The 10,390-nt window shown below is 30.5% G+C and carries 9 protein-coding genes; 5 read left to right on the top strand and 4 right to left on the bottom strand.

Features of this window, described 5'->3' with window-relative positions; translation table 11 throughout:
* Both AB2369_RS07700 and AB2369_RS07695 read left to right on the top strand, forming a co-directional pair.
* Positions 1 to 572 (top strand): hypothetical protein (locus AB2369_RS07700; RefSeq protein WP_367665900.1); only part of this gene is annotated, 572 nt, incomplete at its 5' end.
* Between the two features lie 109 nt (positions 573 to 681).
* Positions 682 to 1,671 (top strand): biotin--[acetyl-CoA-carboxylase] ligase, encoded by a 990-nt coding sequence (locus tag AB2369_RS07695; RefSeq protein WP_367665899.1) that lies wholly within the window; start codon positions 682 to 684, stop codon positions 1,669 to 1,671.
* Between the two features lie 185 nt (positions 1,672 to 1,856).
* On the opposite strand, the gene AB2369_RS07690 is transcribed toward AB2369_RS07695, so the two are convergent.
* The gene (locus tag AB2369_RS07690) at positions 1,857 to 2,804 is read right to left on the bottom strand and encodes an L-lactate dehydrogenase (RefSeq protein ID WP_367665898.1); all 948 of its coding nucleotides are present in this window, start codon (positions 2,802 to 2,804) and stop codon (positions 1,857 to 1,859) included.
* Between the two features lie 404 nt (positions 2,805 to 3,208).
* Between AB2369_RS07690 and rocF the strand changes: the two genes are divergently transcribed.
* Both rocF and AB2369_RS07680 read left to right on the top strand, forming a co-directional pair.
* Positions 3,209 to 4,111 (top strand): arginase, encoded by a 903-nt coding sequence (gene rocF, locus AB2369_RS07685; RefSeq protein ID WP_367665897.1) that lies wholly within the window; start codon positions 3,209 to 3,211, stop codon positions 4,109 to 4,111.
* A 103-nt stretch (positions 4,112 to 4,214) separates the two neighbouring features.
* The gene (locus AB2369_RS07680; protein ID WP_367665896.1) at positions 4,215 to 4,829 is read left to right on the top strand and encodes an exonuclease domain-containing protein; all 615 of its coding nucleotides are present in this window, start codon (positions 4,215 to 4,217) and stop codon (positions 4,827 to 4,829) included.
* A gap of 354 nt (positions 4,830 to 5,183) precedes the next feature.
* Here AB2369_RS07680 and pdaA read toward each other — a convergent pair whose 3' ends face one another.
* Complete coding sequence (pdaA, locus tag AB2369_RS07675; RefSeq protein ID WP_367665895.1) at positions 5,184 to 6,176, bottom strand: delta-lactam-biosynthetic de-N-acetylase; 993 nt, start codon at positions 6,174 to 6,176, stop codon at positions 5,184 to 5,186.
* Positions 6,177 to 6,750: 574 nt separating this feature from the next.
* Between pdaA and AB2369_RS07670 the strand changes: the two genes are divergently transcribed.
* Positions 6,751 to 6,912 carry a rubredoxin gene (locus AB2369_RS07670; protein ID WP_367665894.1) on the top strand — a complete coding sequence of 54 codons (162 nt, stop codon included), beginning with the start codon at positions 6,751 to 6,753 and terminating at the stop codon, positions 6,910 to 6,912.
* Positions 6,913 to 7,091: 179 nt separating this feature from the next.
* Here AB2369_RS07670 and pflA read toward each other — a convergent pair whose 3' ends face one another.
* Together pflA and pflB are read right to left on the bottom strand one after the other, a co-directional pair.
* Positions 7,092 to 7,832 (bottom strand): pyruvate formate-lyase-activating protein, encoded by a 741-nt coding sequence (gene pflA / locus AB2369_RS07665; protein WP_367665893.1) that lies wholly within the window; start codon positions 7,830 to 7,832, stop codon positions 7,092 to 7,094.
* 60 nt (positions 7,833 to 7,892) lie between these two features.
* Positions 7,893 to 10,118, bottom strand: coding sequence for a formate C-acetyltransferase (pflB, locus tag AB2369_RS07660; protein WP_367665892.1), 2,226 nt, complete (start codon positions 10,116 to 10,118; stop codon positions 7,893 to 7,895).
* Between the last annotated feature and the right edge of the window lie 272 nt (positions 10,119 to 10,390).

The raw sequence follows: 10,390 nt of genomic DNA, 5'->3' as shown, positions 1-10,390 counted from the left end.
GAAAGCTAGAAGAGGCTTTTTCAAATAAATTTGGAGATGATTCATATAAAATATTTTCAGAAGGTATATCTAAATATGGAAGCTTCACAGAAGATAAACCTCTAGATGCTATGATAGATACTTCAAATATTCACGGTTGGCTTCAAGACAAGGTTTCTAAAACTGAAGGAAGACTTTCATATTTTATAACTAACTCCATAAAAGCTTTTGGTGATGAAGCTCTTGCCATAGCTTTGAAGATTTATGAAAAACATGGAGAAGAGTGCGGAAAAGAAGTTAATGATAATGGAGAAAATGAAAATGCTCTTCTACTATTTAAAAACCTTAATAACTATGTCCTAGATGGAATGCCTTGTGACCATGTTAATAGCTTAAAAATAAAAACTGAGGACTTAGTAGAATGGGAAACAACTACCTGTATACACAAAAAGTATTGGGAAGAGGTTTCTGGAGATGTTAAAGTATTCTATGATTTAAGAGAAGCCTTTACTTCTTCTTTTATAAAATCAGCAAACCCTGAATTTACTTATATAAAGACCGATGATTCTCATCATAGAATATTAAAAGGTTAAATATTCTTTCATTAAATATAGACTAAAATTTTTTTAAATTATATAATAGGATTAAGCTCTAGAATGTTAAATTTTAGAGCTTTAATTTTATATAAAGGGACTGATAAATTTGAAATATAAGGTTTTAGAGTTATTTAAAAATAATAAAGACCAGTATATATCCGGAGAGGAAATAAGTAAAAATCTTGGAGTAAGTCGTGCCTCCATATGGAAATACATAAAAGCTCTAAAAGATGAGGGATATGATTTTGAATCCTCAACAAAGGTTGGTTATAAACTTATAAAAGAAGCTGATGTTTTAAATTATATAGAGATAGAGCCTTATTTAAAAACTAAATATATAGGAAGACAATATAATCACTATGATACTCTAGGATCAACTAATTCTATAGCAAAGGAGTCTGCAAAGGATAACCTAATTAATGGTTCCGTATTTATAAGCGAAGAGCAAGTAACTGGTCGTGGTCGTCTTGGTCGTCTTTGGTCATCTCCAAAGCATAAGGGCATATGGCTAAGCATTCTTCTAACTCCTGATCTACCTCCTCTAGAGGTCTCTAAAACAACCCTTATTGGGTCAGCAGCAGTATATTTAGCCCTTAAGAATCTTGGTGTAGAAAGTCATATTAAATGGCCTAATGATGTGATTTTAAACAACAAAAAGCTTTGTGGAATTCTTACTGAAATTAGTGGAGAAATGAACAACATAAATTATATGGTCATGGGAATAGGTATTAATGTAAATACCTTAGAAGAGGAATTTAGTGATGAGCTTAAATCCATAGCTACTTCTTTAAAAAGAGAGTTTAAAAAAGACTTTGATAGAAAAATGCTAACAGCTTATATTTTAAATAATTTTGAAGAACTTTATGATGACTTTTTATCCACTGGAAAACTTAATAAAACCCTAGATATAAGTAGAGAGGCATCTATACTTATTGGAAAAGAGATTCAATGTATAAATAGGGATACTAACTTTACCTGCAAAGCTTGTGATATAACAGAAGATGGTGAACTTCTAGTTACCCTTGGGGATGGATCAGAGAAAAGAATCATTTCTGGTGAAGTTTCTATTAGGGGATTATATGGATATGTGGAGTAATATATAGATATACCCATTACCCTTATATCCATGCAGCTACTACTTAAAACTATTCTCTTAATTTAAATAAGTATTCTAGAATACCAATGCTTACATTTTAAAAAATACATATTCTTAATGATACTTATATAATATAAGGTAGATGATTTATAATTAGCATAATTATAAATCATCTACCTTAACAATTAAAATTCTAGATCTTTTATACTTTCCTTTAATACATCTGCTGACTTTCTTAATCCATTTATTTCTTCTTCATTTAAAGGTACATTTAATACTTTTTCTGCTCCTTCTATTCCAACCACTGTAGGAATCCCAAGGTACATTCCTTCTATTCCATATTGTCCCTGAAAAAGACTTGATATTGTAAGTATTGATTTTTCATCCCTTATTATTGCCTCTACTATTCTTCTTACTGCTAAGGCAACTGCATAGTTAGTGTAACCTTTTCTATTAATTATTTCGTATGCAGCATTTTTAACCTCATCTAGTGTAGCCTTCTTAAATTCCTCATCACAGATTCCTCCTTGAGCTAAGCAGAACTCCTCAGCTCCCATTCCGGCTATTGAAGTTAAGCTCCACGCTGCCATCTCTGAATCTCCATGCTCTCCTATTATATAAGTGTGAATATTTCTTGCATCTACTGAAAACTTATCACTTAATGAATATTTAAACCTTGAAGTATCAAGGACAGTTCCTGATCCTATTACTCTATTAGATGGAAGTCCTGATAGTTTGTATGTTATATATGTTAAAACATCAACTGGATTTGATACTACAAGCAGTATAGCATTAGGGCTATATTTAACAACCTCAGGTACTATAGTTTTAAATATATTATAATTTTTCTTAACTATATCTAATCTTGTTTCTCCAGGCTTTGGTCCAACCCCAGCAGTAATTATTATTATATCCGAATTCTTAGTGTCCTCATAATCTCCAGCCTTTACATCTGTTGCCTTAACAAATGCAGCTCCATGAGATAAATCCATAGCCTCAGCTTCTGCCTTATCTCTATTTATATCTACTATAATTAAATCTGATACTAACCCTTCTAGCATTAAAGCATAGGCTGTAGTAGATCCAACAAACCCAGCCCCTATTATTGATACCTTTGTAGCTTCTTTTATCATAATTAATCCTCCTTTGCTGTATATTAATATTATATTTGCTGTATTAAAATAGATACTTTATATTAATTACTATATTATATCTAATAATATATATTATCAATCAAAAATAATGATTTTAATATTAATTTTAACTATTATTATTAACTTTTCTTATTGAAACAATACTATTAGTATGATATAAATAATTGATATTAAAAAATATTAAATTCCAATATTTAAAAATATGATATTCAAGTTCCAAAATTGCTTATAAATATAACTTAAAATATATAAAAATCTATGATTATACTTAATAATAGCATGTGACTATACACATACTATTATTAAGAGATTTAAAATTAAAACTTCATACTGTACCAAAAGTACAGATCACATAATTTTTATATGTTATTGGAGGTACCAAAATGAAAATTAATGTAATAGGTGTTCCTTTATACTTTGGATGCGATAGAGAGGGCGTAGATCTTAGCCCAAATTTATTACGAAAACACGGTTTAATTGAAATCTTAGAAAAACATCATGAAGAAGTTTATGACTTAGGTAATATTTACGTAGAGTTTATGGAAGAGAAGGAAAAATTCTCTAGTCATAAGTCTATGAAATATTTAAATCCTATAGTTAATGTAAATAAAAATTTAGCTCACAGCGTTTATAGCTCTTTATCCACTGGTTCCTTTCCTCTAGTTATAGGAGGAGATCACGCTCTTGGTCTTGGAAGTTTAAGTGGTTGTAGCAAAGCTTTTGGCGAGGATCTAGCTGTAATTTGGATAGATGCTCACGGAGATATTAATACTCATACTTCTTCTCCTTCCGGTAATGTCCATGGAATGCCTTTAGCCTCTGCAATGGGTGAAGGACCTTCTGATCTTACTAATCTTTATTTTAAAGGGAGAAAAATAAATCCTAAAAATGTATATATAGTAGGTGCTAGAGACTTAGATAAAGGTGAACTAAAGCTTATAGAAGATTTAAATTTAAGTGTCTGGACAACCTCAGATGTTAAGAAAGAGGGCTGCAAAAATGTAGTAGATTCTATATTAAAGGATATTAATTCAAAAGGAATAACTAATGTTCATCTTAGCTATGATATAGACTCCCTAGATGCAGCTCTTGTTCCTGGTACTGGAACCCCAGTATCTCAAGGACTTTACCTTGATGAAGTTAATGATTTACTTAAAAATCTTCTTTCTAGTGGATTTATAAAATCTATGGATTTTGTAGAATTAAATACTAAAATAGATAAAGAAGATTCTACTTTAAGGGTCGCCCTAGAACTTTTAGATACCATATCTTCTAGTTTAAAATAGTAAAAAAGCTCCTATTTAAAAAGTAGGGGCTTTTTATATACATATTATCTTTATTCTTATATAATATTCTTATTGTTATTTAATAAAGCTATAGGAGGATTTTATGAAACTTATATTCTTTGATACAGAAACTACTGACATAAAGCCTGAACAGGGCAGTATATGTCAGCTTAGTTATATAATGGTGGATACTTCTACAAAACCTAATACAACTGTAGGACGTAACTTTTTCTTTACAGTAGATAATATGTCCCCTTCTGCAGAAGCTGTTCATGGCTTTTCTTTAGAAAAGTTATATGAATTAAGTGAAGGTAATTACTTTGAAGACCAGGTAGAATCTTTTATAAATGATTTTTTAACGGCGGATATTTTAATTGGTCATAATGTATCCTTTGATATAAAATTCTTAAGTCATGAACTTTCTGGCATAGGAGAATTCTTCGAACCAAACTTAAGTTTTTGTACTATGGCCTACTATAAAAATATATGCAGATTGTGTAATGCTAGAGGTGATATAAAAAATCCGAAACTTGAAGAAGTTATAACTTTCCTTGGTATAACTAAAGAGATGATATCACAAAAATCTGAGGCACTTTTTGAAGGTAGTGGTAACTATCATGATGCTAGATTTGACACTGCTGCTACATATCTTATAGTAACAGAAGGTATAAAAAAAGGATTTATTCCTAAGCAACACTTTACATCTATGATAAAATAGACTTAATGTCTAACTATTATTACACATTAAAGTGCAATAAAAAATGAGTTATTATTACATAACTCATTTTTTGTTTTATTATCTATATCTTAAGTTATACTTGGCTTCAAGACGTAATGTGACAAAATAAAAATCATAGGTATAAGTTAAAAATTCAGTCAGGAATCCTATAGGGTTTTTGATTTAAAACTTATCTTATGCACCGCTTAAAATCTAAGATTTTAAAGTATTTAAGTACATGTATAAGTTAAGATTCAAGCTAAAAAACCTATAAGCTATTTAATTTTATTTCATAACTTAAAAACATATAACTTTTATATGGTGGAAAGAACATCATCTTAAGGAAGATTTCTTCTACAGCTCTTCTAAAGATCTAAATTCATATCCCATGGACTTCCATTCCTTTATAACCTCATCTAAAATATCTAAGTTTGTTTTAGAAATAGCATGAAGAAGATATATAGCCCCATTATGGGTACTTTTTAATATATGATTCTTTGCATAGGTCTTATCTGGTTGCTTATTAACATCATAATCCCCATAAGCAAAGCTCCAAAATACACTTTTATACCCCAAAGCTTTAGTATAGGATAAGGATTTTTCACTATAATTACCCATAGGTGGTCTAAAAACTTTTATCATGTCTTTTCCTATTAAAGACTTATATTCTTCCTCTACATCTTTAATTTCCTTTCTAAAAGCATCTATTCCTTTAGTAACTATCTCATCCATAGAACTATGTGTTACACTATGATTTCCAACTAAATGTCCTTCATTTACCATTCTCTTTATTAATTCCTTATTATCCTTTATATAAGGCTTTGTTACAAAGAAAGCTGCCTTTACATTGTTGCTTTTTAATATATCTAAAATCTTACTAGTATACCCATTTTCATATCCCTCATCAAAAGTAAGATATATAACCTTTTTGCTGGTATCTCCTAAATAAACTCCATTATTAGCCTTTAAATATGATTCTGATTCCTCAGGTGGAGTAGGCGCTTGTCCATTTCCCTTAGCCATAAAATACCAACTATTTTTCTTATTAGACTTATTATTATCTTTTATATTTTCTGTTACTTTAGGCTTACTATCTTCCTTTTTCTTCTCTACTTCTTGCTTTATTTCTTTTTTATCCTTTTTATTTTCTTCTATTTTATTCTCCTCATTATTAGGAGTTTCCTTTTCATTTATTTCTTTATTTCCATTATTAAGAAGAATATCTTGTTTTTTATCCTCTATATCTTCTTTATTAAAAACAAAAGAATATATAGCAGCAGTTCCTCCTAAGAATCCAATAACTAAAACTATAACTATAATAAGTATTGGTCTTTTTCTTTTACTCATATTACCTCCCTATAAATACTATATAAAAAAAATTCTACTCTTAACTCCTCTTAATTCATATTATACACCATCCCTTATAAACTTGAATATAGTTCTCAATAGAATTAATTTTTATGTATAAATATAGCATAATGAATAAATACTAATTATTAGATTCACATTTATATGATATTCTTCATAAAATATCATATAAAATGAAGATTAAAACATTACGGTAAATAAAAGTGAATCTAATTTAAATATAAATTTCATATACTAAGGATAAGTGTTTAGGATCATTAAGTATATTCTCTTTATCTAAGGATAAGGTTATTTAAATATAGATTTATATTCTCTCCTTAATATACCAATTAATTTAGCTCTATACTTATATCCTATGAAAAGCTTCTATTAAATTATATAAGTAAACTCTTAGATAGAACGAATCTTCCTTAAGATAGTGTTCTTTCCACCATCTTAAGGTTAGATGAGTTAATCTAGGGGCGTAGCAACTGTTATCCCCCACCTTCTAATGGGATGGGGGTGTTACAGTTCCTAGCCATCAGATAAAATTTATTTAAAAGGAGGTCCCTTTATGAAATCCTATGTTTGTGTAGTTTGTGGATATGTTTATAACCCTTCAGATGGAGATAGTTACTCCGGAGTAACCAGTAATACAGACTTTAATTCCTTATCTGAAAGCTGGCTATGTCCTTTTTGTGGATTCTCTAAGTTTAATTTTATTCCCTTAGAGTAAAATATTTATTAAAGATATACCACCTCTAAACCCAAATATGAAAAAAGACCTTCTAGATAATATCTAGAAGGTCTTTTTTAGAAAGCCTTTATATTAAACTACTTTGTCTGCTCTTAGCAAAATTGTAGTAGTCTATCATAAGTATAATTGTTTTATTTTGGTAATCTGAAATAGTCTAACTATTTCTTTCCTTCAATATTTCTTAATTCATTCACCCTATTAATAAGATTTTTCTCCATACTCTTACATAGATCTCTATCCATATCTTCAATTCCTTGAAGCCTATATTTCAATCCAATATTATCGTATTTAGTTATCCCCATAGTATGATAAGGAAGAAGTTCTATCTTTTCAACATTTTCTATGTCTTTTATTATATTAGCTAAAGCCTCCATATGATCTTCTCCATCAGTAATTCCTGGAACAACTACATGTCTTATCCATAGCTTAGTAGAAGTTTTCTCACATGCCTTTAAAAAGTTTCTTGCTTCTTCGCCATCTTTGCCAACCAAGGTCTTGTATCCTTCATCAGATACATGCTTTATATCAAATAAAACTAAATCTACATATTTTAATATGTCTTCATAATTTCCAAGTCCAAAACCAGCTGTATCTATAGTTGTATGAATTCCACTATTTTTGCAAAGTTTTAAAACTTCTATTAAAAACTCTGGCTGTAGAAGAGGATCTCCTCCAGAGAAAGTTACTCCACCACCGCTTCTTGAGAAATAAGGTTTATACTTTAATATCTTTTCATGAATCTCCTTAGGTGTGTATTCTGTACCTCCCTGACACTTCCAAGTATCAGGATTATGGCAATAAGCACATCTTATAGCACATCCTTGAAAAAATATTACAGTTCTTATTCCTGGTCCATCTACAAGTCCCATACTCTCTATAGAGTGAATTCTTCCCTTCATGTTATCCTTCCTTTTCTAATATATTAAAGAGAAGGGATAACCCCTTCCCTTTTAATATTATTACATCTTTACGTGGAATGTTCTAGATATAACTTCTTTTTGTTGATCCTTTGTTAATCTATTAAAGTTAACTGCATAACCTGAAACTCTTATTGTAAGTGTTGGATACTTTTCTGGATGTTCCATTGCGTCCATTAAAGTCTCTCTTTGAAGTACATTAACGTTTAAGTGATGAGCACCTTGTCCAAAATATCCATCTAACACATTAACTAGGTTATCTATTTGAGCATCTCTTTCTTTTCCTAAAGCTTCTGGAACTATTGAGAAAGTATTTGATACTCCATCCTCACAGCATGGGCTGTATGGAACCTTAGCTACTGAGTTTAATGATGCTAAAGCACCTTGGCTATCTCTTCCATGCATTGGGTTAGCTCCTGGTGCAAATGCAACTCCTGCAGCTCTTCCGTCTGGAGTAGCTCCTGTTTTCTTACCATAAACCACGTTAGAAGTTATAGTAAGAACTGATAGAGTATGCTTTGCATTTCTATATAAAGGATGCTTCTTAAGTTCTTTAGAGAACTTGTTAACTAATTCTACAGCTATATCATCTGCTCTTTCATCATCATTACCGTATTTAGGGAAGTCTCCTTCTATTTCAAAGTCTACAGTTATTCCATTTTCTCTTATTGGCTTAACCTTTGCATATTTTATAGCACTTAATGAGTCTGCAACAACTGATAATCCTGCTATACCAAATGCCATTAATCTACCTACCTCAGTGTCATGTAAAGCCATTTGACCTGCTTCATATGCATATTTGTCATGCATATAGTGGATTATATTCATTGTATCTACATAAATCTTTGCAACACTTTCAAGAACTTCAAAGTATGCTTTCTTAACTTTTTCATAATCAAGAACTTCATCAGCTATTCCTGGTATACCTTTTATAACAACCTTACCGCTCTTCTCATCAATTCCACCATTTATAGAATATAGTAAAGCCTTAGCTAAATTACATCTTGCTCCGAAGAACTGCATTTGCTTACCAACTTGCATTGCAGATACACAACAAGCTATAGCATAATCGTCTCCATATATAGGTCTCATTATATCATCATTTTCATACTGTATAGAATCTGTTAATATAGATATTTCTGTACAATATTTCTTGAAGTTTCTTGGTAATTTTTCTGACCAAAGCACTGTCATATTTGGCTCTGGAGCAGATCCTAAGTTTATTAAAGTATGAAGATATCTAAAGGAGTTCTTAGTTACAAGTGGCTTACTGTTTATGCCCACTCCTCCTATTGACTCAGTTACCCAAGTTGGATCTCCTGCAAATAACTCATTATATTCTGGAGCTCTTAAGTGTCTAACAAGTCTTAACTTTATTATAAACTGATCTATAATCTCTTGAGCTTCCGCTTCTGTTAAGTTTCCATTTTCTATATCTCTTTCTATATATATATCAAGGAAAGTAGAAGTTCTTCCAAGGGACATTGCTGCTCCATTATTTTCTTTAACTGCTGCTAAGTATCCAAAGTAAAGATGTTGAACTGCATCTTTCGCACTTTCTGCTGGCTTAGATATATCATATCCATACTTAGATGCCATACTCTTCATAGCCTCTAAAGCCTTTATTTGCTCTGAAACTTCTTCTCTTCTTCTTATAAGCTCGTCTAACATATCTCCTTGAAGTTCTGCTAAATCGCTTTTCTTCTTCTCTATTAAGAAATCTACTCCATAAAGAGCTACTCTTCTATAATCTCCAATTATTCTTCCTCTTCCATAAGCATCAGGAAGTCCTGTTAAAAGACCTGCTGATCTTGCTGCTCTTATTTCAGCAGTATAAGCATCAAATACTCCATCATTATGAGTCTTTCTATAATTAGGGAATGTTTCCTCTACTTCTTTATCAATCTCATATCCATAAGCCTCTAAAGAGTTTTTAGCAACTCTCCATCCACCCCATGGATTTACTATTCTCTTAAGTGGTGCATCTGTTTGAAGTCCAACTATCACTTCATTATCTTTATCTATATATCCTGCCTCATAAGCATCTATACCAGATACTCTATCAGTTGCAGCTCCTAATATTCCTTTTTCTATTTCTTCTATTATTAAAGCACTGCATTTATCCCAAACCTTCTTAGTCTTTTCAGTAACAGGAGCTAAGAAGTTCTTGTCTCCCTCATATAAAGTGTAGTTTTTTTGTATAAACCCTCTAACATCTATGTCTTGTCTCCATGACTCTCCTTTGAATCCATCCCATTGCTTAAACATCTACTACTCCTCCTTAGATAAACACTTAGATTTTTAAAAGTATCACTTTTTAAGTTTTCATCAATGATTGTTATTTTTTTAACCTTATCTTAAGATTATTTGTTAAAAACAAGATATTTTTCTTTCATCATCATTAATATCCCTTATGATGTATAACTTTAAATTATAACAGTTTCAATTTGTAATTAATACAGTTAAACCCTTTATTTTAGGGTATTTATACCATGTGTTTAAAACTGTTTTGCTCTTGTTTAAATTAAATATAACACGTT

Origin of the sequence: Clostridium sp., assembly GCF_040797585.1 — a bacterium.
Classification (GTDB): Bacteria; Bacillota; Clostridia; order Clostridiales; family Clostridiaceae; genus Clostridium_Z.
The sequence above is the reverse complement of the archived record's forward strand: the minus strand, read 5'-3'. Positions and strand labels throughout refer to the sequence as shown.